The sequence below is a fragment of the uncultured Pseudoramibacter sp. genome (assembly GCF_903789625.1).
Lineage (GTDB): Bacteria > Bacillota > Clostridia > Eubacteriales > Eubacteriaceae > Pseudoramibacter > Pseudoramibacter fermentans.
Map to the genome: position 1 here is coordinate 1 of NZ_CAIFFF010000002.1, position 23,113 is coordinate 23,113.

At 39.9% G+C, this 23,113-nt stretch carries 26 protein-coding genes, 1 tRNA gene and 2 other annotated features; of the genes, 3 read left to right on the plus strand and 24 right to left on the minus strand.

The window, feature by feature from the left end; all coding sequences use genetic code 11:
- Positions 1 to 60: 60 nt before the first annotated feature.
- The 15 genes from ychF to QZX60_RS01295 all read right to left on the minus strand — a co-directional run bounded on the left by ychF (position 61) and on the right by QZX60_RS01295 (position 12,106).
- A complete protein-coding gene (gene ychF, locus QZX60_RS01225; RefSeq protein WP_295360513.1) occupies positions 61 to 1,140 on the minus strand; it encodes a redox-regulated ATPase YchF in 1,080 nt (359 codons plus the stop codon).
- 17 nt (positions 1,141 to 1,157) lie between these two features.
- Positions 1,158 to 1,526 (minus strand): ribosome silencing factor, encoded by a 369-nt coding sequence (gene rsfS, locus QZX60_RS01230; protein ID WP_295360515.1) that lies wholly within the window; start codon positions 1,524 to 1,526, stop codon positions 1,158 to 1,160.
- An 11-nt stretch (positions 1,527 to 1,537) separates the two neighbouring features.
- A complete protein-coding gene (yqeK, locus tag QZX60_RS01235) occupies positions 1,538 to 2,140 on the minus strand; it encodes a bis(5'-nucleosyl)-tetraphosphatase (symmetrical) YqeK (protein ID WP_295360517.1) in 603 nt (200 codons plus the stop codon).
- A 13-nt stretch (positions 2,141 to 2,153) separates the two neighbouring features.
- Complete coding sequence (nadD, locus tag QZX60_RS01240; RefSeq protein ID WP_295360519.1) at positions 2,154 to 2,771, minus strand: nicotinate-nucleotide adenylyltransferase; 618 nt, start codon at positions 2,769 to 2,771, stop codon at positions 2,154 to 2,156.
- 1 nt (position 2,772) lies between these two features.
- A complete protein-coding gene (locus QZX60_RS01245) occupies positions 2,773 to 3,084 on the minus strand; it encodes a YhbY family RNA-binding protein (protein ID WP_295360521.1) in 312 nt (103 codons plus the stop codon).
- A 9-nt stretch (positions 3,085 to 3,093) separates the two neighbouring features.
- Positions 3,094 to 4,401 (minus strand): GTPase ObgE, encoded by a 1,308-nt coding sequence (obgE, locus tag QZX60_RS01250; RefSeq protein WP_295360523.1) that lies wholly within the window; start codon positions 4,399 to 4,401, stop codon positions 3,094 to 3,096.
- Between the two features lie 82 nt (positions 4,402 to 4,483).
- Entirely contained in the window at positions 4,484 to 4,774 is a 291-nt protein-coding gene (rpmA, locus tag QZX60_RS01255) for a 50S ribosomal protein L27 (protein WP_295360525.1), read from the minus strand.
- A gap of 23 nt (positions 4,775 to 4,797) precedes the next feature.
- On the minus strand, positions 4,798 to 5,151 hold the full coding sequence (locus QZX60_RS01260) for a ribosomal-processing cysteine protease Prp (protein ID WP_295360526.1): 354 nt from the start codon (positions 5,149 to 5,151) through the stop codon (positions 4,798 to 4,800).
- On the minus strand, positions 5,151 to 5,465 hold the full coding sequence (gene rplU, locus QZX60_RS01265) for a 50S ribosomal protein L21 (protein ID WP_295360528.1): 315 nt from the start codon (positions 5,463 to 5,465) through the stop codon (positions 5,151 to 5,153). Before rplU ends, QZX60_RS01260 begins: the two co-directional genes overlap by 1 nt.
- A 120-nt stretch (positions 5,466 to 5,585) precedes the next feature.
- Positions 5,586 to 6,989, minus strand: a complete 1,404-nt coding sequence (locus QZX60_RS01270; protein WP_363174705.1) for a sodium:alanine symporter family protein — start codon at positions 6,987 to 6,989, stop codon at positions 5,586 to 5,588.
- Between the two features lie 124 nt (positions 6,990 to 7,113).
- Positions 7,114 to 9,510: an ATP-dependent DNA helicase gene (locus QZX60_RS01275; RefSeq protein WP_295360530.1), complete on the minus strand. Its 2,397-nt coding sequence runs from the start codon at positions 9,508 to 9,510 to the stop codon at positions 7,114 to 7,116.
- The gene (locus tag QZX60_RS01280) at positions 9,510 to 9,812 is read right to left on the minus strand and encodes a DUF551 domain-containing protein (protein WP_295360532.1); all 303 of its coding nucleotides are present in this window, start codon (positions 9,810 to 9,812) and stop codon (positions 9,510 to 9,512) included. Before QZX60_RS01280 ends, QZX60_RS01275 begins: the two co-directional genes overlap by 1 nt.
- 23 nt (positions 9,813 to 9,835) lie before the next feature.
- Positions 9,836 to 10,336 (minus strand): phosphatase PAP2 family protein, encoded by a 501-nt coding sequence (locus QZX60_RS01285; RefSeq protein ID WP_295360533.1) that lies wholly within the window; start codon positions 10,334 to 10,336, stop codon positions 9,836 to 9,838.
- Positions 10,333 to 10,995, minus strand: a complete 663-nt coding sequence (locus tag QZX60_RS01290) for an HAD family phosphatase (protein WP_295360534.1) — start codon at positions 10,993 to 10,995, stop codon at positions 10,333 to 10,335. The genes QZX60_RS01285 and QZX60_RS01290 overlap by 4 nt, the downstream gene beginning before the upstream one ends.
- A gap of 124 nt (positions 10,996 to 11,119) precedes the next feature.
- Entirely contained in the window at positions 11,120 to 12,106 is a 987-nt protein-coding gene (locus QZX60_RS01295; RefSeq protein ID WP_295360535.1) for a peptidoglycan amidohydrolase family protein, read from the minus strand.
- Between the two features lie 236 nt (positions 12,107 to 12,342).
- Between QZX60_RS01295 and pta the strand changes: the two genes are divergently transcribed.
- On the plus strand, positions 12,343 to 13,365 hold the full coding sequence (pta, locus tag QZX60_RS01300) for a phosphate acetyltransferase (protein ID WP_295360536.1): 1,023 nt from the start codon (positions 12,343 to 12,345) through the stop codon (positions 13,363 to 13,365).
- 47 nt (positions 13,366 to 13,412) lie between these two features.
- On the opposite strand, the gene QZX60_RS01305 is transcribed toward pta, so the two are convergent.
- From QZX60_RS01305 to QZX60_RS01345, 9 genes are all read right to left on the minus strand, one after another.
- The gene (locus tag QZX60_RS01305; RefSeq protein WP_295360540.1) at positions 13,413 to 14,354 is read right to left on the minus strand and encodes a DNA-processing protein DprA; all 942 of its coding nucleotides are present in this window, start codon (positions 14,352 to 14,354) and stop codon (positions 13,413 to 13,415) included.
- Positions 14,347 to 16,725, minus strand: coding sequence for a phenylalanine--tRNA ligase subunit beta (gene pheT, locus QZX60_RS01310; protein WP_295360541.1), 2,379 nt, complete (start codon positions 16,723 to 16,725; stop codon positions 14,347 to 14,349). The genes QZX60_RS01305 and pheT overlap by 8 nt, the downstream gene beginning before the upstream one ends.
- A gap of 12 nt (positions 16,726 to 16,737) precedes the next feature.
- Positions 16,738 to 17,763 (minus strand): phenylalanine--tRNA ligase subunit alpha, encoded by a 1,026-nt coding sequence (gene pheS / locus QZX60_RS01315; protein ID WP_295360542.1) that lies wholly within the window; start codon positions 17,761 to 17,763, stop codon positions 16,738 to 16,740.
- Positions 17,764 to 17,804: 41 nt separating this feature from the next.
- Positions 17,805 to 18,017, minus strand: a binding site (T-box leader).
- Positions 18,018 to 18,025: 8 nt separating this feature from the next.
- Complete coding sequence (locus QZX60_RS01320) at positions 18,026 to 18,808, minus strand: RNA methyltransferase (RefSeq protein ID WP_295360543.1); 783 nt, start codon at positions 18,806 to 18,808, stop codon at positions 18,026 to 18,028.
- A 36-nt stretch (positions 18,809 to 18,844) separates the two neighbouring features.
- Positions 18,845 to 19,198 (minus strand): 50S ribosomal protein L20, encoded by a 354-nt coding sequence (gene rplT / locus QZX60_RS01325; protein ID WP_154576239.1) that lies wholly within the window; start codon positions 19,196 to 19,198, stop codon positions 18,845 to 18,847.
- Positions 19,199 to 19,233: 35 nt separating this feature from the next.
- A complete protein-coding gene (rpmI, locus tag QZX60_RS01330; RefSeq protein ID WP_295360546.1) occupies positions 19,234 to 19,428 on the minus strand; it encodes a 50S ribosomal protein L35 in 195 nt (64 codons plus the stop codon).
- 29 nt (positions 19,429 to 19,457) lie between these two features.
- Positions 19,458 to 20,009 (minus strand): translation initiation factor IF-3, encoded by a 552-nt coding sequence (gene infC, locus QZX60_RS01335; protein ID WP_295360938.1) that lies wholly within the window; start codon positions 20,007 to 20,009, stop codon positions 19,458 to 19,460.
- Positions 20,010 to 20,127, minus strand: a sequence feature (ribosomal protein L20 leader region).
- Between the two features lie 55 nt (positions 20,128 to 20,182).
- Entirely contained in the window at positions 20,183 to 20,761 is a 579-nt protein-coding gene (locus QZX60_RS01340) for a hypothetical protein (RefSeq protein ID WP_295360548.1), read from the minus strand.
- Positions 20,762 to 20,832: 71 nt separating this feature from the next.
- Positions 20,833 to 20,909, minus strand: a tRNA-Pro gene (locus QZX60_RS01345).
- On the opposite strand from QZX60_RS01345, the gene QZX60_RS01350 reads away from it, so the two are divergent.
- Positions 20,910 to 21,605, plus strand: a complete 696-nt coding sequence (locus QZX60_RS01350; protein WP_295360550.1) for a YjbQ family protein — start codon at positions 20,910 to 20,912, stop codon at positions 21,603 to 21,605.
- A 203-nt stretch (positions 21,606 to 21,808) separates the two neighbouring features.
- Complete coding sequence (locus QZX60_RS01355) at positions 21,809 to 23,113, plus strand: glutamate-5-semialdehyde dehydrogenase (protein ID WP_295360552.1); 1,305 nt, start codon at positions 21,809 to 21,811, stop codon at positions 23,111 to 23,113.

Sequence of the window (23,113 nt, forward strand, 5' to 3'; positions counted from 1 at the left end):
CCCCCAAAAAATAAAGGCGTGTGAAAAATTTTTGTTTTTTCACACGCCCTTTTTGATTGATTAAACATTAAATTTAAAGAAGGTCACATCGCCATCCTTCATGACATAATCTTTACCTTCTGTTCGTGTCAATCCCAATTCTCTTGCTTTTGCCTCGCTGCCCGCTTCGATTAAATCGTCATAGCTCGTAATTTCCGCTTTAATAAATCCTCGTTCCATATCGGTGTGAACTTTTCCAGCCGCCTGAGGCGCTTTTGTTCCTTTTGTAATAGTCCAAGCTCGGCATTCATCAGGACCAGCTGTTAAAAATGATATCAGCCCTAACAAACGATACGCAACGGAAATAACGCGGTCTAAACCTGATGAATCCATCCCCATCGCTTCGAGGAATTCTTGTTTTTCATCATCTTCTAAAGTAGAAATTTCTTCTTCTATCTTGGCCGAAATTTTTACGACTTCCGCAGGTGCCACATAGTCGCGAAGCTTTTTTACATAGTCGTTGTCTTCGGACAAGTCATCTTCTGATACATTGGCAATATAAAAAATTGGCTTCGTGCAGATCATTTGAAGACTAGACACCCACTTCCATTCATCTTCAGAATAATCTGACGGATCAGGTTTTTTCTGTGCTTCCAGCGACGCCTTAACACGCTGCAGAATTTCCAGTTGCCTTTTAGCTTCTTTAGATCCCTTTGCCGCTCGTGTCGTTTTATCAATTCTGCGATCGATCATTTCCAAGTCAGCAAAAATTAATTCGAGATTAATGGTTTCTACATCATCAACTGGATCAATTTTCCCTTCAACGTGTACAATATTTTCATTTTCAAAACAGCGGACAACATGAGCAACCGCATCAACTTCACGAATATTCGCAAGAAACTTATTACCTAAGCCTTCGCCGCGGCTGGCGCCTTTAACTAAACCCGCAATATCCACAAATTCAATGGTAGTCGGCACAATTTTTTTCGTATCATACATTTTTCCCAATACGTCCAATCTATGGTCAGGAACTGCCACCATCCCAACATTTGGATCAATGGTGCAAAATGGATAATTAGCCGATTCAGCTCCAGCCTTTGTGATCGCGTTAAAAATTGTACTTTTTCCTACGTTAGGTAAACCGATAATCCCTATCTGCATTAATCTGTCCTTTCTAATTATTTCTGATTTGACGGCCGCATATCATCCTGCCATAAACGTTCCAAATCGTAAAATTCACGTTCTTCCTGAGAAAAAACATGGATAATCACATCGTAATAATCCAGGAGAATCCAACGCGATTCGCGTTCGCCCTCGACATTTTTAGGTTCTACCCCCATCTTAGATGCATTATCTTGAATGTTTTGACTAATGGCATTAACCTGGCGAACGTTATTCCCACTGGTAATTACAATAAAATCCGCTAAAGACGATCGGCCGCGAACATCGATCACTTTCGTGTCCATCCCCAGTCGGTCGTCAATCCATTTTTGCACATATTCAACAAATTCCGCCGGTTCTATCTCAAAAATTTTATTTTCACTCATTTTAATTCCTATTATTCTTGATCTAACTGATACTTATCTTCAATAATCATATAATTTCGCGCTTCAATCGTCCTAGGATGGATCAGGCCGCCAATGCTCATGACATATGATATGGTATTATCAAAAGCTTCCCGACAGGCCGTATCCAAATCTTTTTCGTAACTCGTTTTGCGCAGATGCTCTACACCAGGATAATCTCTTCCCGGTTCAATAAAATCAGCTAAATAAATAATTTTGTCTAACGTACTCATCCCGCTTTTTCCTGTCGTGTGACAGGCAACAGCTGACAAAATTTCAGGATCTTTGACATGATATTTTTTCTTAGCCACTACAGCACCCACTGGCCCGTGTAATAATTGCGGTTCCAATATCATAATTGGATCTAATGCTATTTTTTCATCTTTCGCGACTTGAAGCATTTCTTGATTAGAAAAATTCTTAGCACAGTCGTGCAGCAAAGCGGCCAGCTCAGCCTGACGGGCATCAATAGCGTTTTGTTTTGCCAATTTTGATGCTGATTTAACGACGCCGAGTGTATGGTTGAAACGATGCGGTTTTAATACTTTTTTTAGTTCAGCCTTAATTTGCTCAAACTGATTTTTTCCTTTTTTCAATATAACTTCCTATTTATTGATATAATTTTTTGGACTGAATATAGGCATTAACATCATCTGGAATTAAATAGCGAACGGATTTTCCCTCCCGAATTCTCTTTCTGATATCAGTTGAAGTAATATCCATTCCAGATAACATCATAGGGTAAATCCTCGCCTGGTAATGCTTCCTTAACCTTAATATTGTCCATCTTAATTTAAAAGTGGGATAACCTGGCCGTTCCGCCACAATAAAAGCTGTTTGCTTAAACAGCTCATCAATTCTCCGCCATTTTGTGAGATTGAAAACAATATCGGCGCCCGCGATAAAGAATAGTTCATAATCAGGATATTGTTTCCTGATTCTTTGGATCGTGTCAATTGTATAAGTTTTTCCAGTACGATTAATTTCAATCGGTGATACTTCAAAAAAAGGATTTGACGCGATAGCCAAAGTAACCATTTCATATCGGTTTTTGCGTTCTGAAGTATCATTTGTGGGCACAGTTTTAAATTTAAAAGGATTAGCTCCAGTTGGAATGAAAATAACCCGTTCTAATCCAAACTGAATTCTTGCAGATTCGGCCAGATGGAGGTGTCCAATATGAATTGGATTAAAACTGCCTCCAAAAATCCCAATTTTTCCACTCATTTTATTTTAATTCATTCTTCCTTGTCGGCAGTTCGATTCGTATATGCTGAGGATTTCTCTTAAATAGGACAAAAGTATTGCCTAACACCGTGACAACATCCGCTTTCAATTGTGAAGCCAGTTCTTCAGCTGCCGTTCTCGCATCAATCGGTGCATTTTGCTGAACTTTTCCTTTAATCAACTCTCTAGCCACGATTGCCTTATGGGACTGATTCGTAATCTCCCTGTCAATACCACCTTTTCCGATGTAAATAACAGGATTCTCCGAAACGGCTAATTTTCTTAAATAATTTCTTTGTTTGCTTGTTAACATAATTTTTTATTAAATGAAATATTCAAATTCTATTCCTTCAATTGAGACGATATCTTCTTCTTGAATGCCTTCTTTTTCAAGCGCAACAAAAACGCCTGCATCCTTTAATCGTTTTTGGAAATAACGCGTTGACGTCAGGTCGTCGAAATTCACTGAGTGAATCAGCTGATCGAAATCTCCTGTTACAACAAAGACTTTTTCATCACCTCTGTGCTGCACTTCGATCGAAAAATCTGGTTTTCTTCTCTTTAAAGAATATACTCGATTCGACGATTCGGAAGCGGTTTCTTGATCTAACAGCGAAGATTTTTGATCCGGGATTTCTTTGAGTTTGGTAATTGTATATCCCAATAATTCATCAACGCCCTTGTTCGTTACCGAAGAAATAGCAAAAACTGGATAATTTTTCTCTTTAAGTTTCTGTGTAACCTCTTCAAGAACATTTTGATCTGCCATATCAGCTTTAGATAATACGACAATTTGCGGTTTATCCAACATTTTAGGATTATATTGCTTCAATTCATTATTAATTTTCTCAAAGCAATTGATCGGGTCCTCACCGCTTAACAAGGCTGTTTCTGAAACATCCAAAAAATGTAAAAAGAGCTTAGTCCGTTCAATATGGCGCAGAAAACGAAGCCCTAATCCAACACCTTCACTGGCTCCTTCAATGATACCTGGAACATCAGCAATGACGAATGAATCGAAATTTTTCCACTCCACGACGCCTAAATTGGGATCTATCGTTGTGAACGGATAGTTGCCAATTTTGGGGTTAGCCTTCGTCACCACAGACAAAAATGTCGATTTTCCGACATTTGGAAATCCAAGCAATCCGACATCCGCGATCAACTTTAATTCAAGCAGCAGCGTGCGTTCTTCGCCCTTTGATCCACCCTGAGCAAATCGTGGTGATTGGCGTGTCGACGTTGTAAAGTTATAATTACCCAAACCACCTCGTCCGCCTTGAGCGGCGACAACCGTCTGGCCATCTTCGCAAAGATCAGCCAGTACTTCTCCGGTAGTCCGATCCTTGACAATTGTACCAACCGGTACTTTTACAATCACATCGCCGCCATTTTTTCCTGAGCTTTTGCTGGACGCGCCGTCACCGCCATCTGTCGCCTGAAATTTTTTCTTGTATTTAAATGGCGCGAGCGTACGCATACCGTAACTCGCCTGAATGATAACAGAACCGCCTTTTCCGCCGTTTCCGCCGTCGGGTCCGCCCTTTGGAATATATTTTGCACGGTGAAAAGTCATTCCTCCGTGACCGCCTCGTCCGCCTTTTACATAAATTTGAACTTGATCGATCATAAATACTCCCAGAATTAATAAATTTCTTTAAATATGAATAAAAGCTGCCGCAGGACGCTGCGACAGCTCTCACTTGACTTAATTATTCAGCTAAATTACGCGGATAAACAGAGCACTGTTTCTTATCACGCCCTAAACGTTCAAAAGCGACAACACCGTCAATTGTAGCAAAAAGCGTATCGTCTCCGCCTTTTCCAACGTTTTTACCCGGATGAATTTTTGTCCCACGCTGACGGACCAAAATATTACCTGCTAAAACGTGAGCGCCGTCACCTTTTTTAACGCCTAAACGTTTAGATTCGGAATCGCGGCCGTTCTTTGAACTCCCAACCCCTTTTTTATGAGCAAAAAGCTGTAAATCCATTTTTAACATGATCATTACCTCCAATTTTTAAGTCAACAAGTTTCATCAACTTCGATGATATTTACAAAATCACTGTACGTTTCTGCGATTAACTGAATATTAATGAGATAGGTCTGAAGCAATGTTTTTAAATTACTTTGCCGTTCCTGCTCATTTTCAGCTATAGATTGCGGCACACAAATGCTTGTTGCGCCTGATTCGTATCTTTCTACGATCTCATTTTCAGAGTACTGCAAAACTTCAGTCATCCCGTTGATCAATGCAATCGTCAGAACAGAAACACCAGCACAAACAATATCCTTTCCACTATCTTCATATCCACTATGGCCTGTTACATCAATATGTGTAATGGCTCCATCGTGATAAGTGATGCGGACTTGAATCATTATTTTTCGATCGTTGTGATTTTAACTTTCATGAAAGGCTGACGATGGCCTTGTTTGCGGCGATAGTCTTTTTTGGCTTTGTATTTATATACAATCACCTTTGGGCTTTTGCAAAGTTCCAGCACTTCACCTTTGACAGTCGCACCTTCTACAATCGGTGTTCCAATTGAAAGATCAGCACCTTCGCCAACGGCTAATACATCATCGAACGAAATTTCATCGTTGACTGAAACGTTCTTCAACTTTTCGATTTCGATCACATCATCTTTGGCAACGCGATATTGTTTGCCACCTGTTTTAATAATTGCGTACATGAAAATTCCTCCTCATACCAGTCTCGCCACTATAGGTACACGTTTGTTTAAACCATAAGTGAGCGGCTTCATAACGTGATTAAGATATCATACTTATTCTTTAGCGTCAAGTTTTTTACTTTATTTTTTAAACCGATATTTTTTCTGGAAATCAAAGCATTCCTCTGCTACTTTACCAGATAAGACCAGTAAACAAATCAAATTCGGGATCGCCATCAAACCATTCATCGTGTCGGAAATGTTCCAAACCGTCTGCAATGCTGTTGTTGCGCCCACATAAGTGATAAGTGAATAAATAATGCGGTAAACTTTTGTTGCAATAGGATGGTCAATTAAATATTCAAAGGATTTTTCCCCGTAATATTCCCATCCAAGTATTGTTGAAAAAGCAAATAATGCAATTCCAATTGTAACAATCAATGCACCGAAGTGTCCTAATGCACTGGAAAAAGCAGCAATGGTCAGCCGCACACCCGTAATTGGATTTCCCTGTGCGTCCAGTTGTCCCAGTGTGCCAGATGATGCGATAACAAGTCCTGTAACGGAACAAATAATAATCGTATCAAAAAAAGTACCCGTCATATTGATGTATCCTTGACGTGAAGGGTGGTCTGTTTTGGCAGCAGCAGCCGCAATTGGCGCTGAACCTAATCCGGCTTCATTAGAAAAAACACCTCGTGCAACACCGTAGCGAAGTGCCTGTGCAATAATCATGCCTCCCGCACCGCCAGCAGCTGCCCGCGTAGAAAAGGCCATTTGAAAGATTTTTTCAATTCCCGGAAGCAAATTGGCATGATTAATAATAATAACGACAATACCAGCCAGAAAATAAAAAACGCCCATAATTGGCACGATCGTTCCGCATACGCGTCCGATACTTTGAATGCCGCCGACTAACACAATAAAAACCAGTACTAAGATAATTAAACCGGTAATCCAGTTTGGGACATTAAACGTGCTCAGTATTGCGTCAGAAATAGAGTTGGATTGTGTCATATTACCAATCCCAAAAGACGCTAACGAAGCAAAGAGTGCAAATAAAACAGCCAAAATCTTGCCAATCTGCTTTTGTGGAAATCCCTGTTCCAATGCGTACATTGGACCGCCTGCCATTTGCCCATTGGCCTTTTTAACTCGATATTTTACGGCCAAAACCGACTCGCTGTATTTGGTGGATAATCCAAAAATAGCAGCAATCCACATCCATACTAACGCACCTGGGCCACCCAAAACCATTGCAGTCGCGACGCCAACAATATTACCTGTCCCAATTGTCGCCGCTAACGCTGTCATCAAAGATTGAAAAGGTGTAATGTCGCCGTTGGACCCATCTAGATACTCTGGTCTCGAAAAAACGGACTTAATCGCATATCCCAAATTCCGCCACGGTAAAAATTTCAATCGGATGGTTAAAAACACGCCTGTTCCAACTAACAAAGTTAGCATTACAGGGCCCCACACAAAATTATTTACTGCCGAAATAATCTCGTCAAAATTCAATAATATCCCTTCTTTCAACGTCAAACTATTCTTGCTATTTTAGCATAAAACCAATTCTCTGTCATTTTAATCTTAACAATTAAACGATCTATACTTAATCATTCTAAACAAATGAGATAAAAACGCCAAAATCCAGCAATAATCCAATTCAATGTTTTCCCCAAAATGCATCCAGCTTTTCTTGAAGCTCCGAAATATTCCAAACGCGTTCCGGTGTATTAATGTATTTAGGAAACAATTCTTGATATCGTCTCTCTTTATAGCGATCGTCAATTAGAAGCGCAACGCCGCGATCCGCCTCTGTTCGAATGACGCGTCCCATCGCCTGAAGCACTTTAGAAAATCCTGGATACATGTACGCGTAATTGTAGCCTTGATGATTTTGATTTTGAAAATAATCCCGCAGCATATCATTTTCTCGACTAATCATCGGAAGCCCCACCCCGATAATGGCAACGCCGATTAAGGATTCACCGGCTAAATCTATACTCTCACCAAAGGAGCTGCCCAAAATTGCAAAACCAACTAAACTCTTTTTTTGTTCTTGCTGGAATTGATCTAGATAGGCTTCTTTTTCTTCTGGAGACATCTCCTGATTTTGACGAATAATATTTAACGGTTCTCGTTTGGCTTTTCCAATAAAATCTTGATAAACCAAATTCATATAGGCGTAGGAAGGAAAGTAAAATAAATAATTGCCTTTATGTCCTTGAACAAAGGCAATCAGCATTTCAGAAATCTGTTTAAATGTCTGCTGCCGGTATTTATATCGTGTCGAAATTTGGTCCGCTGTCAAAACTAAAAAATGATCGGCGTTGTAAGGTGAATCTAAATTAACCAAGGACATCTGAGTTCCGCCCAAAAAACGCTTGAAATAAACCAATGGAGATAAAGTTGCAGAAAAATAGATGACGGATTGACACATCTGTGTGCTGTCAAATATCGCCGAGGCTGGATCTAAGCAATGAATACCAATGTGAATATCGCTATGATCATCAGATACAGCAAAAGACGTTCGACTTTCCTCTCCATAGCTATCGCATATTACTAAAATGCGGCGGATTTCAAAATAAAAATCCAAGACCTTCTCATCGATTGATTTTCTCTGCTGCGTCAATTGAGAAATCATCATATCCCCTGCCTGCGCCACTTTTCTAAGATGTTGTAATAACTCATGGGGAAATTTTTTCTCAACGCGCCACAGCTCATTACGATCCGTCAAAACAACACGCGCATGCTCAAGATAGTCAATTACTGCTGTCAAGGCTTTATAAAACCCATTAATCTGCCGAGTATTTTTTCTAATTTCCATAAAGTTTTTTTTACAGATTAGATGATTACTGTACATATCCCGAACTCTCTCCACAAGGTGATGGGCTTCATCCACCAGCAAAATAGTCTTAACTCCATTTTCGTTTTCACTTAGATCTTGCAATGCAATGACCGGATCGTAAATGTAATTATAATCTCCAATAATCACATCACACCATTGCCCCAAATACAAAGAAAGTTCAAACGGGCATAAACAGTATTTTTTTGAGGCAGTAATGAGTTTTTGGCTATCAAATTTCTGCTCTGCGCGCAGTAATTCATACACTGCCGGTTTAACGCGATCGTAAAAATGATCTGCATACTGGCAATCATCAGGATTGCACTTTCTGGTTTCTTTTAAACAAATTTTATCTTTAGCGACAAAAGTCACATATCGAAGGGATAATCCGCTTCTTTCTTGCAAGCATGTCAGCGCCTTTTCTACTGCCTCTGCGCCGGTTGTTCTAGCTGTTGCATAATAGATTCGATTGCCATTTCCGCGAGCCAAAGCGTGCAGCGTTCCAATTAAAATACCCATTGTTTTACCGATTCCCGTAGGTGCCTGGCAAATGAGCTTTCCTTTTTTTTCAATTGTTCGATATACCGCGCTGGCAATTTGATGCTGTCCCTTTCTCCATCCTTCAAAAGGAAAGGGCATGTTTCGGATACTGTTATTCCTCTGAATCGTTAATTGATCCCGCAAATTGATGCATTTCGACCAGTCTTGAAACATCTTGTCGACATATTCACATAAACTTTTAAATGAATCCTTCTCTTTAATTTGACGAATCGTGCCACTGGGAACCTGGTAAAAAGTCAGCTGTACTTCGATTTCTTTCAATCGATTCTCACTGCACAGCATCCATGCATAGGTCCTCGCTTGAGCGAAATACTCCGGGTAGTCATTCTCCGAAATCATCATTACATTGCGCGTGGTCGTTTTGATCTCATCAACTAAAACAGGAATGCCATTTCGAAAAACAACACCATCTGCACGCCCCCACAGATTAAAAATATGATTTTGAAAAATTCTTTGATATTTTAGTGTAACTTCTGCCTGATAAGAAGGACCCATGCTTTTTTGAAGCCTGCGGTGAATCACCGCACCTTCTCGAGCGCGGCTGGCTCCTCCAAATCGCGTGTCGATACTGCCGTGTTGATAAGCGAATTCAACAAAGTCGCGAACAGAAAGTGTAATCATGTTCTGATTTTGTTTGTCCTGTTCCTCTTGCATCAGTCTGTATCAGGTTCTGGTAAAGGCATCCATGCCGTAATTTGAGATGAAATGGTGCCATCTGACTCAACGACTTGTCCATTATTAAAAATTACATTATCCATATCTTTGCTATTGGAATGGGTCAAGAAAATAAATGCACCATTTGTTTGATAAGGTGGAATATAAACAGCCAACGCCACTTCACGATCGGAGACGTGTGTAAAATTTTTCTGCGAAGACTGGTGCATAATGCTAACTAAACAAACTTGCTGCTGTTCCGGCAGCTTATCCTTGATTTTTATCCATTTCTGTTCTGCCATAATTAAACTTCCTCTCTATTTTTTTATATGAATAATCCGACTGCTAGGCCGCATGCCGCGCCGACAAGCACATCAGAAGGGTAATGTACACCGCCGACAATTCGAATAAGCCCTGTCAAAAAACTGATAATCAAGAGAAGCATCCCTAAAATTGGAAAAACCTTTACGAACGCCATCGCAATCACCACGGAAGAAAATACATGTCGACTCGGCATCGAACAGCCTTTTTTCTCTTTCACAATTAATGGATCAATTTCCCACGTCTGATAGGGTCTTGCACGATTAATGCCCCTTCGAAATAAGCTTAAAAGTATAAAACTCACAGCAGGAAAAAATAAAATTCGCCAAAAAATCGAATCCTTCTGCATCCAAAGAAAAACAAGCAAAAGCGGATACATCACAAATGGAACGATTGTCAGTCCTCTGTTAACCTTCTTAAGCACCTTAACCGAATTGGGATGTTTTCGAAAAGGTCCGCTTATTTTTTCATAATAATATTGATAATTTTTTTCAGGATTTTTCATTTGGAAAGGTTGAGACGTTCCATTATTTCCCAATGAGATTGCACAACAGCATCCGCCTCAGAGGCGTCAACTAATGCAGCATCCGCGCTGGCAAATAGCCATGCATCAGTGCCGGCTTTCTTTCCGGCAACCATGCCATTAGTTGCGTCGTCAATGACCAGACAATCCTCAGGGCGAACACCCATAATCGATGCAGCAGTTTTCATAATTTCAGGATCGGGTTTTCCCGCTTTTACGTCTTCTGATGTAACGAATCCATCAATATACATTCTGATCTTTAAAAGATCAATCACCTTTTCGACAAGATATCGTTTTGATCCCGAAGCGATCGATAAATGGATACCTGCGTTATGGCAAGCTTCAAAACATTCTTGGACTCCTGGAAAAACCGCCGGCCTTTCCTCTGGCACATCTAGCAAATCAAAATAACGTCGGCTTTCATATTCTGCCTGCGCTGCTGGGTCAATATCTAAATGATAAGTATCTTTCAAATATTTCCACCAATTTTCACAGCCACGTCCCATACTTTTCGCGATCTCATTTTTCGTTGGGTGGATACCAGCCGCATGATACATGTCAGCTTCAATACGCTTGTACAAACGTTCCGAATCTAGCAGGACACCATCCATATCAAAAATGATTCCTTTGTATTGTTTCATATATTCCTCACTTAATTTGTTTAAGATTATTATATCAAATCGCCTCGCTCAACCAAACAAAAAAGTGCAGTACCCAGAGAACAACATCCTCTGAATACTGCACTGCCATCATTCGAATGAACTTTTATTGACCTGCGTAACGCCAATATTGCGGATACGAACGCCAGCTTGTTCCAACACTTGCTTCCGTACCTGTCTGGTCCCCAGTTTCTGGATGACCTCTGTTAGTATGGAATCCTGCGGATGTACCGCCTCCTAACGATAACTCAACATGACTGGACGGATCAAGCATAATATCGCCGCGTTGTGGTGAACTAACACGTACCCAACCCGCACTTTGCAAAGCCGCTCCAAGATCATGCGTTGAATTCGCATTAATTGAAAAGCCCGCCATTCTCAGTGAATAAATAATTGAAGATGAACAGTCGAAATCTGGGCCCCAACGGTTTGCTTGTGAGTAACCATGGCTGTTGTCATTACACAAAGCAACCATAATCTGAATGAATTTTTCAACTTTTGGGGAATTGGATGCCGCAATTGAACTGACATCTGCTGGTACGGAAAACGTCCCTGCACTGCTTGCTTGAGCGGAGAGCTCTGATAACTGTTTTGTGAGCTTTCCCTGCTGCGTCTGTTGGAGCTTTGTGATTTCTTCCTTCTGCTGCTGCAGCTTTTTTTGATTTTCCTGAATCGATTTCGTCGATTCTTCAAGTTCCTTCTTTGCAGTGTCTGCTTTCTCTACAATTTGATTATCACTCGCGTATACATAGCGGATACTGGCCACATTGCTTAACATCTGAGAAAAACTTTTTGCCGAGAAAATATACTCAAGCGCAGATGTCTGTCCCATCATATACATCGCACGAACGCGTTTGCCCATCAACTTCTTTGCTGCCTTATATTCCGCTTCCCGCTGAGGCAGCAGCGCTTGGTTAATGGTCAATTCTTCGTTCGCTTTATCGATTTGAGATTGAATGTCTTTTAATTTTTGAGTTGTTTGAGCCAGTTCCTGTTTTGATTGTTCGACATCCTGTTGAGTCGGCGCCGCCAAGGCGGAAATTGGTGTACAAATGATCGCTGCGGACAGGATGAACGCTATCAAACGCTTCAAACTTTCACACTCCTTTATCCTATACTCTAAAATTCTATATTAATTAAGTTTAACGGATTATGGGCAAAATTACAAATCAATTAAAAAAAAACTAAGGTTTTAAGCACCATGTTTATAAGTACATACTATTATTCGTAAATTTTTACTTAAAAGACAAGAATATGATGTCTCATACATAAAAAGTGCGGTATAATATAAAAAGAAAAATTTGCAAATTAAAGGGAGGTTCTATACCTATGGCATCAATTTTTGAAGGCTTTAAAGAACAGCTTAAGGCGAATCCAAAAACCATCGTCTTTCCTGAAGGCGATGATCCAAGAATTCTTCATGCGGCCAATCAATTATTAAAAGATAAAACATTAAAAGTTATTTTACTGGGCGACACCATGTCCGTATTCAAGGCGACTCGCAGCGAAGAATACGATCACATCAATGACGCTGAATTTATCGATCCGGCGACTTATCCAAAAGAAGATATGGATGAAATGGTCAACGCGATGCTTGAACTGCGTAAAGGTAAAATGACTGAAGAACAGGTCAGAGAAGCGCTGACCCACACCAATTATTTTGGAACAATGCTCGTAAAAATGGGAAAAGCGGATTGCCTGCTCGGCGGTGCGACCTATTCTACAGCTGATACCGTTCGTCCAGCATTACAGCTCATTAAAACAAAACCAGATGCTCACCTCGTCAGCTCTTCATTTATTTTGATGAGAAACGATGAAAAAGAACGTCTCGTCTTCTCGGACTGCGCAATCAATATCGATTACAAAGATCGCGTCGATAAAGAAGGCAACGTGACACTCAGTGCAGCAAAGCAATTAGCTGAAGTCGGTGTCGAATCCGCAAAAACAGCTAAAATCTTCGGCATTGATCCTAAGGTTGCTTTCCTTTCATTCTCAACATACGGCTCAGGTAAAGGTGGCACTGTTCAGTTATCACACGATGCTACTATTGAAGCTCAGAAAATGGCACCAGACATTGCGATCGATGGCGAACTTCAATTTGATGCTGCAGTCTCTCCTGAAGTTGCAAAGACAAAATGCCCAGACTCCAAGGTTGCCGGTCAGGCGAATGTCTTTATCTTCCCATTAATCGAAGCGGGCAATATGGGATACAAAATTGCCTCTCGTTTAGGTGGATTTGAAGCCATTGGTCCTGTTCTGCAGGGACTTAACGCACCAATTAACGACTTGTCCAGAGGATGTACCGAAGACGAAGTTTACAAAATGGCGTTAGTTACTGCTGCATTAGCATAAATTTTTAAAAATAAAGCCTTCAAATTTGACTATTAAATTTGAAGGCTTTATTTTATTTTTTCAAGTTCATTTTCCAACTGCTTAGGCTCAGAAAATAATTGAATGTCAATTTTCTCGTTATGTAAAAAATCTAATGCAAATTGCTCAGATTGCGCGATTTCTTTTAATGCGTAAATGGGTTTGTGATATTTTTGTGCATAACGCAATGTATGAACAGTTCCACTATTCCTGTCAAACTCTGAAGTAATCACAGCATCTGATGCCATCGCCTGAAGACGATCTCTTTGAACATAACAGTAATTCTGCACGAGAAAATCTTTTTCACTTGGCGGATATTCTGAAAGAAGGCATCCTCCTGCTTCCACAATTCTTTCAGCGAGTTTGCGATTAGAGATCGGAAGTACCTCATTGACTGGACTGGGCAAAAAGGCCGCAGTCTTCCCTCCCACTTTCAAACATCCAAGGTGAGCTGCTTGATCGCATCCAATTGCCAGTCCACTGACAACCGTCACATTTTTTTCAGCAATCTTTTCTGCGATCTCCATATTTGATTGGTATCCTATTTTAGTTGGGTGGCGTGTTCCAATCACAGCCGCGCATTTTTTTTGATTTAATACGGATAAATCTCCAAGATAATATAAAATAACTGGATATTCACCCATATCTTTCTCAAAATAATTGTTCATTTTAAGGCGTCTCGGGAATAAGTTCGAAAACGGTGTAATAATGCACACATTCTCCTTCTCACACTGTTCGACAATTTTTTCAGCTTTCCGATAACCTTCCATAAAAAAAGAAATCGGCAGCATTCCTGTAAACTGATTGGATTCGATCCCGATTTGAATTAAATCAAAATAACTAAGCTCATGATTCAAAAACTGATGTTGTTGAATGTGCTTATTGGCTGTTTTAACCAAGCGATTTAATCGCTGTTGGCCAAATCCCTTTAAACAGGAAATGGCCAACAATCCAATTTCAAGATTATTCATCTCTTAACTGCGCGTTTAATTTTGTCTGCAGTTCAGAAACAATCGCGTCCATCACTTCATTAATTTCCTGATCTTTAAGTGTTCGATCCGAATGACGGAAAGTAATCGAATAAGCTAAGCTCTTTTTATTTTTCGGAATTTGTTCCCCGCGATAAACGTCAAAAAGTTTGATACTTTCAATGATACCACCGCGATGTGCACGGATAATATCCCTTACTTTAATCGCCGGAATATTGTTATCGATGACGACTGCAAGATCTCGCTGTGAAGCCGGATATTTAGGAAGATTTTTGTATTTTACAGTGTGCCCAGCGTTTAATTCCGTCATCTTATCAAAATCTAATTCAGCCAGATAAACACGTTTCGGTAAGGATAACTGTTTTGCAACGACTGGATGAATTTCTCCGAAATCGCCGATCTGTTCGCCATTGACTGTGATGATCGCTTTGCGACCTGGGTGGAATAAATCGCGCCCGCCCATTTCAAACCGCACATCTTGATTTCTAAGTAATGCTTCCAGAACGCCCTTCAGCGTATAAAAATCCCCAGCGTTATACATTGAGAGCACTAAATGATTTCTTTGAATCGGCAGTTCCTCTTTATTTTCATTTTCATGATAAGTCGCTGCAATTTCAAAAAACTGACCTGAAGGATTTTTGCGGCTGTGATTCATCGCAATCAGCTCGAGCTGTTGTCCGGCCAATGTGAAACGCATAATAGACGTATCTTCCCCCAGCGGATTAACAATTTTGATTGGATTTTCACTGCCTTCAAGTCTCATTGCCTCAATCATTCTAGGTGAAGTGAAGGATGTTGTCATCGTCTGATAATAGCCTGCACCAATCAGGAAATTTTCGACATGCTGTTGATATTTTTGAGCGGCGGTTTTCTGCCCAATTAAAGTGCTCCCCTGCATTAATGTATTCGGAATTTTATCGTATCCGTAAATTCTTGCGACTTCTTCGGCAATGTCTTCTCGGATTCGCAAATCCTGTCTTTCATTTGGCACAGTAATCATCAGGGTTTGGCCGTCTAAGACATCGACGCTAAGGAAAAGACGTTTAAGGATCGAAACGATTTCGTCTTCGCTGATTTGAATCCCTAAATAGCGATTAATCCAATCGCAGTTGACTTTAATTTGATAATTTTCTTCAGGATTCGGATAAACGTCAATCATCCCAGAAATTGCCGTGCACGCACCGATTTTTTCCAACAAATACGCTGCCCTTAGTGATGCTGTTTCACACAATTCGGCATATGAGCCCTTTTCATAACGTGCCGACGCTTCTGTACGAAGTCCCAATTTTCTCGATGTCGTACGGATGCTTGTTTTGTCAAAAAATGCAGATTCTAAAACCATGTACTGCGTTTGATCTGTAATTTCAGAATTTAAACCACCCATAATGCCAGCTATCGCAATGGGCTTTTCACCATTGGTAATCATCATCATCTGATTATCAATTTTTCGTTCTTCTCCGTCAAGGGTCGTGAAGGTCGGATCATCGACGCGATTCACCACGATTTCCTTTGTACCAATATGATCATAATCAAATGCGTGAAGCGGCTGACCCAATTCGATCATGACGTAATTTGTTACATCGACGATATTGTTGATCGGGCGAACTCCTGAATTTAACAACTTCCGCTGCATCCAAATTGGTGACGGTTCTATTTTGTTGACCTTAAAGACCTTGGCTGTATATCTCTTGCAATTAGAATCCTTAACTGACACTTTCAGATAATTTTCTATTTCTGAATCTTTTTCTGTTGATTGATATAATTCAATCGGTTTGATCGGCTGATCCAAGGCAGCAGCAGCTTCCTTTGCGATACCATAAATCGACTGGCAATCTCCACGGTTTGCTGTTAACTCAATATCTATGATATGGTCGTCGACCCAAAATAATTCTCGAACATCAAGTCCACTTTCCGTTCCTTCTGGAAAAATATAAACTTGCTGTGTCGCCTCCTTATTAAACAAGGATGTGTCTAAACCCATTTCCTTAACGGAGCACATCATCCCTTCAGATCGAACCCCTCTCATTTCGGAGGCATTGATCTGTGTTCCTGTGTCGATAATTGCACCGTCAAGAGCAACGGGAACAACAGCCCCTTCGTACACGTTCTGGGCATTTGTGATAATTGGAAGTGTTTTATCTTCGCCAAATTCTACTGTACATACGCGAAGCCGATCTGCATTGGGATGTTTTTCAATTTTCGTGATTTTTCCCGTTACGATTCCTCTGACTTTTTCATTGACGGGTGTGATCGTTTCGACCTTTGTCCCTGCCATGGTTAATGTATCACCAAATGTCTTAACATCCTGGTCAATTTTCACAAATTCTTTTAACCAATTGAAAGAAGCTAACATCTATTTCCTCCTTTATTTAAACTGCGAAAGAAAACGCGTATCATTTTCAAACAGCAGACGAAGATCTGAAATACCATATTTCGTCAATGCGATACGGTCCAAACCAAGCCCGAAAGCAAAACCGCTATATTCTTCCGGATCAATCCCACAAGCACGTAACACATTCGGATGAACCATTCCGCAACCCAGCAATTCAACCCATCCCGAGTTGTCGCAGACAGGACATCCTTTTCCTCCGCATTTAAAGCAAGTAACATCCATTTCCGCACTAGGTTCAGTAAAATAAAATTGATGCGGTCTGAATTTTGTTTTTGTCTTGTTGCCAAAAAGTTTTTTAGCAAAAAGGTCCATGGTTCCCTTCAAATCAGACATCGCAATACCTTTGTCGATCACCAAGCCTTCCATTTGATGGAATACCGGTGAATGCGTTGCGTCAATTTCATCTGATCGGTAAACACGGCCCGGCGAAATAATACGAAGCGGCGGTTTTTGAGATAACATCGTCCGGACTTGAACCGGCGAGGTTTGCGTTCTTAATACCATATCATCTCGATAATAGAAGGACTCCTGCTTGTCTCTTGAAGAATGATCCTTCGGCATATTTAAATCATCAAAATTGTATTTAACCCATTCTATTTCAGGACCACTGACAATCGAAAACCCCATGCCTAAAAAGATGTCTTCCAATTCTTCTGTGACAATATTTAATGGATGGTGTGCTCCGCATTTACATGGCTTACCAGGTAAAGTCACATCGATTTTTTCGCGTTCCAGACGCGCTTCCAATACTTTAGATTCGATATGTCCCTTTACGCTGTCAAGGTTGTCTTGAATTTCTTTTCTTACTTCATTGGCTTTTTTACCAACGATTGGGCGCTCTTCTTTTGAAAGCTTACCCATTCCTTTCATAAATTGAGTAATTGCTCCCTTTTTACCTAGAAATTGAACGCGAAGCTCTTCTAATTCCTTTATATCTTCAATATGGCTAATTTTTTCTTTAAATTCATTTTTGATTTGATCAAGCTGATCTTTATTCATTTTTTACTCCTTAATTTTCACCATAAAAAAAAGTCCTTGAAATCAAGGACGAAATTTTCCGCGGTACCACCTTTTTTATCTTAATAAATAAGATCTCTCAACTGTTTAACGCAACAGAAAACGTTTTAGAATACTGATTTCATCTAAAAAGCTCAAAAGTGAAATTTCACATCAACATGTCCGCAATCTTTCAGCCATGAATTGCTTCTCTCTTGAACAGTGGTTCATGCTATTTGCTTTGTCATCGCTATTAATTGTTATTCTACTTCTTGTCACCTATTACCGTCAAGTACATCATGATACCTGCCGCCACAGCAACATTTAAGGATTCTGCCTTGCCATATATAGGCAGCTTCCATGAAAAATTACAAATTGCTTGGATCTGTGGACGAACGCCATGAGATTCATTGCCCAAAATTAACGCATTTTTAGAATGATGCGGCATCGGCGATTCTTGAGATAAATTTCCATCTAATGAAGTGGCACAAACAAAAAAATTGTTTTGTTTTAATTTTCGAATGAACGCTTCAAATTGATCTGTTTTATAAATGGGAATGTGAAAAAAAGATCCCATTGTCGCCCGTATAACTTTATCATTATAAAAATCAACAGTTTGATCCGAACAAATGATACCATCAAAGCCAACACCATCCGCAGTACGAATAATAGTCCCTAAATTTCCCGGATCAGCCAATTCGTCTAATAATAAAAGGTGTTGTGATCGTTTTAAATCGATTTGGGCGTCAAAATATTTCGCAATGCAAAGGATTCCCTCTGGATGCTTTTGGCGTGATAATTGATTATAAATGTGGTTTTCAACCACTTCCACAGGAATTTCCGATGAAATGGCATCTAGCTGGTGACGATTTGTATCCATAAATCGACGCGCAACTAGTATGCCTACAAGTGGCACCGCACTTTTTAACGCTTCTTCAAAAAGCTTTTTTCCTTCAAAAACAAAGCATTTTTCTGACTCTCTTCCCTTGTGTGAAAAGAGTTTTCGAATTTGCTTAATTTTGCGGTTTTGTTTAGATTGAATAACCACTGGCTTTCCTTCGGAAATTTAATTAATACGATTATATTATAAATTTTCTTTTGCTAAATCAGCTAATTTTGCAAATGATTCAGCGTCATTCATCGCGAGATCAGCAAGAATTTTGCGGTCAATTTCGACATTAGCCACTTTCAAGCCATGAATCATACGGCTGTAGCTTAAGCCATTCATGTGAGCAGCAGCATTGATTCTTGTAATCCATAACTTGCGGTAGTCGCGTTTCTTCTGTTTACGTCCGCTGTACGCAGAACGGAGCGCACGCATAACAGCTTCATTCGCAGGGCGGTACAATTTGCTTTTTGCGCCATAATAACCCTTTGCAAGTTTTAAAATCTTTTTATGTTTTTTATGAGCATTAACGCCTTTTTTTACTCTGGCCATTTTTTCCTCCTAATTGTTTATCTAAAATAAATTTCTTACTTTAACAGCATTTTCTTAACGTTTTTAGCATTGCTTGGTACTAAATAGCCTGCTTTTCTAAGATTTCTTTTGCGCTTAGGTGATTTTTTATTTAAAATGTGGCTTTTATACGCCTTCGATCTCTTGATAACTCCTGATTTTTTAATTTTAAAACGTTTCGCAGATCCGCGATGTGACTTCATCTTTGGCATAATTGTCCTCCTAAATTTAATATATATAATTATTTGTTGTCTTTACTGCCCTTTGGAGACAAAAAGATAGACATGTTCCGACCTTCTAATTTAGGACTTTTTGTAACTGTTCCGTAGTCCTTCAAACGATTTGCAAAGTCTAAGAGCACTTGTCGTCCCTGATTGGTGTAAATCATTTCTCTTCCTCTGAATCGAATGGTCAGTTTAACACGGTGACCTTGTTGAAGAAATTTTTCAGCATTTCTCGCTTTAACCTGAATGTCATGTTCTTCAACACGGACCGACATTCTGATTTCCTTGACGGTCATCGATTTCTGCTTCTTCTTTGCTTCTTTCTGTTTACGGATTTCTTCATAGCGGAATTTACCATAATCCAGAATTTTACAAACAGGCGGCTTAGCGTGCGGAGATACTTTAACTAAGTCAAGACCGGCTTCTTCTGCCAGTTTCCGCGCTTCAGCCGGTTTCATGATTCCAATCATTTCACCATCAGCATCGATTACTCTGATTTCACGATCGCGAATCATTTCATTGATTTCATGTTGAACATCTCTTGCTATTGTAATACACCCCCATATTATAAAATAAAAAATGTGCAGGCAAACTAAAGCACCTGCACATAAAGCATCTTTATCGCAATATAACCCGTTCGCATTTTGCGAAACAAGGTGAGAAGCTTTAATGCCTCTGCTTTAATTTACGTATTAATTTTACTGAATAAAAAATTAGATGTCAAGCTATAAATTATTTTTCTTTATTGTCCTTTTTGTGAACTGCCGGCATACCCACCATTGTTCATATTTGGATCCTGGGCTGAAAATGAAAAAACTTTGTACGTTTTTCCTGATTTTCTAAATCCCACCTTAGCTTCATAATCGTCAGATAATTTTAAAGTCACTTGATATTCTAAGTCATCCGCAATTACAATAGGATCTGATATTGAAACCGGTGTGTTTACCGTTGTATAGGATGAAATATCCTTCGCTACAGAAGCATCGTTGCTTTGATTTTGATCAACTGCCTGTTTTAAACTCTCGGCAAAATCTGATGTCATGTATTTTTCCGCTTGATCATACTCTTTATTATAAATAAGCTGATAAAACGATTTTGCATCGTCCTTCATTTGATTCAAAGAACTGGACGAAGTATCAGAAGTAGATGTTGCTTTTTTAGTGGATTTATTGCGCGGTATTTTAACACTCGGTGAATTGGTTCCCTTTGACCCAGATAAATTGAATGAAAAACTAGATGGATGGGTACGCCAATACCCGTATCCAGCAATACCCGCAGCAATTAAGATGACAATAATACCTATTATTGTTTTTCTTTTCATGATTTGCTCCTGCTCTTTATAAAATTAAAAAAACTGCTGAGCTTTAATATACTCAGCAGCTTATAATCAAATGGTCGGAGTGAGAGGATTTGAACCTCCGGCCTCATGGTCCCGAACCATGCGCTCTACCAAGCTGAGCCACACCCCGATGTGTGATTTGCAAATCAACGATGTTTATTATAGAATAAGAGCAAAAGAAAATCAAGTACTTTTAGCGAGGTTTTTTATGAAAATAATAAAATTTTCTTCAGAGCAATTTGAAGATATGGCAGATATAACATCTCAAGTCGTAGATTACGTTGAATCTGAACGTATTCGCGATGGTGAAATCTTATTGCAGACACCGGAAAGCAGCGTCGGCATCACTCTTGCCGACCCAAAGAATAAAGATATGGTCAAAGATTATCTGAAAGCTTTAGATCATGCATTTCCCCGTTTTAACGGCATGCAGTATACCGGCCCATCCACACCTGGCATCAAAGCTGCAATGGTTGGGCAATCTATGCGTCTAACAGTCCACGAAGGGACACTTGTTCTCGGACTGCATCAAGGCATCTTTGCTGCAGACTTTGGCGGACCTAAAAAGGACCGTATGATTTTTATTTCTCACGTCGGGTCACTTCTAAAACCTGGCGAAAAAGCTATCGGATCACCACTGTTAAAGGCTTATAACGCTAAAGTTATTGAAGAAGAACAGAAAGCTGCAGAAGAGGAAAAAAGAATGATTGAAGAAATGCGGCGCGAATATCGCGAACAGCATCCAGAATATTTTAAAAACGATGGCAAATCTATTTTAAAAGATCACATGAAGCCGCAGGCAAAGAACAATAAAGAAAATAAATAATCTTCGAGGTTAAAATGTCTAAATCAAAGCATACAAAAAATAAGAGAAAGAAAAAAAACAATACTACAATGCATCAATCCGAACATCAAACCATTAAGCCCTGGCACCGCGTCGGCGCAATTATTCTGATTATCGCTTTAGTCGTTGGTATGGTTGTCATGTACGGATTCAGCTACATTTAATATTACTAAAAGGAATTTATCATGAGCGAAGCATCAATAAAAGAAAAAAGCCAAAAGGCCAATCAAGCTGCTTTTATTCTTTCTGCGGTCGACGTCGAAACGAGAAACCGCGCATTAAAAAATATCATCAAACATCTAAAAGATAATATTGATCAGCTTCAAGCGGTCAATCAACAGGATTTGGACCGTGCAGAATCTGAACACCTTGCGGCACCGTTGTACAAGCGTCTCAAATTAAGCGATCAAAAGCTTGCTGACGCAATCAATGGTATTGAAGATTTAATTGCACTGCCGGATCCAGTTGGCGTCACTCAAATGGCCACTGAATTAGACAAAGGATTAGATTTATACCGCGTCACCTGCCCTATTGGTGTAATCGGCGTTATCTTTGAATCCCGCCCGGACGCTTTTATTCAGATCTCTTCATTATGCTTAAAATCGGGCAATGCCGTTTTACTCAAAGGCGGACATGAAGCTTTAAAAACCAATCAATTTTTATATCAGCTGATCAGTGAAGCAACTGAAGAAGCCGGTATTCCGTCTGGATGGATCCAAAATTTAGAGTCCCGCGACGATGTCAATGAAATGCTCAAACAACGAGATACCATTGATTTGATCATACCTCGAGGATCCAATAGTTTCGTTCAATTTATTATGGATCACACTTCTATCCCTGTTATGGGCCATTCAGGAGGCATCTGTCACGTCTATATCGATAAAGACGCTGACCTTAATAAAGCACTTCGTATCGCCGTCGACTCTAAGGCGCAATCTGTATCCGTCTGTAATGCGGCAGAAACCTTCTTACTGCATCACGATCTGCCTCAATCGTTTATTCAATCTCTCAAACAGGCTTTAGACCAGGAAAACATTACAATTCGCGGAGATGAAAGGATCCAAAGCATAATTCCCTGTGAACCTGCAACAGAAGCAGATTGGCACACTGAATATCTCGACCGCATTGTATCCATAAAAATGGTTGATAGTGTTGAAGAGGCCATTCAACATATTAATCATTACGGCAGCAAACATACGGATTCAATAGTTACCGAAAATGACAAAACCGCCCGTAAATTTTTATTGGAAGTCGACTCGGCAGGCGTCTACCAAAATGCATCGACGCGTTTTGCTGATGGATTTAGATACGGTTTTGGCGCAGAAGTTGGCATTTCTACAGGAAAACTGCATGCCCGCGGCCCTGTCGGACTGGAAGGATTGGTGACCTATAAATATAAATTAATCGGTCATGGACAAATTGTTTCTGATTACGTTACCGGCTCAGCGCATTACACGCATCAGCCACTTAAACAAGACTGTCCGCTTTAA